Annotated in this window: 1 protein-coding gene; it reads left to right on the top strand. The window is 39.1% G+C overall.

The annotated features are described in order from the left end of the window. On the top strand, window positions 1–455 hold a 455-nt coding region (locus Q0794_RS18110; RefSeq protein ID WP_298944279.1), incomplete at both ends, for an IS630 family transposase.

Genomic DNA, 455 nt, shown 5'->3' with positions numbered 1-455 from the left:
AAAAAATTCCAAATAAAAACGATCCTTAAGATCCCCGGCCATATCTCATTAGGTAAAGTCGATATCTGGTTACAAGATGAAGCACGTTTTGGACAACAAAATACAACAACAAAGTTATGGGCTAAAACAGGTAGCAGACCATTAGCCGTGAAACAGCAACAGTTTGAATATGCTTATTTATTTGGCTCTGTTTGTGTCACCAATGGGCAATCACAAGCGATGGTGATGCCTTATGTAAATAAAGATATTATGCATGCTCACCTTAAACAAATATCTATGAGTACGGCCGAAGATCGACATGCAGTCATTATTATGGATGGAGCTGGTTGGCATACAGAAGATCTTGCTACAGACATTAATAACGTGAGTGTTATTAAGCTTCCTCCGTACTCGCCAGAATTAAACCCGATAGAACAAGTATGGAGCTGGTTGCGTCAACATCATTTAGCTAATCG

Origin of the sequence: uncultured Psychromonas sp. (assembly GCF_947489755.1) — a bacterium.
GTDB lineage: Bacteria > Pseudomonadota > Gammaproteobacteria > Enterobacterales > Psychromonadaceae > Psychromonas.
This window is presented reverse-complemented; position numbering and strand designations above follow the sequence as displayed.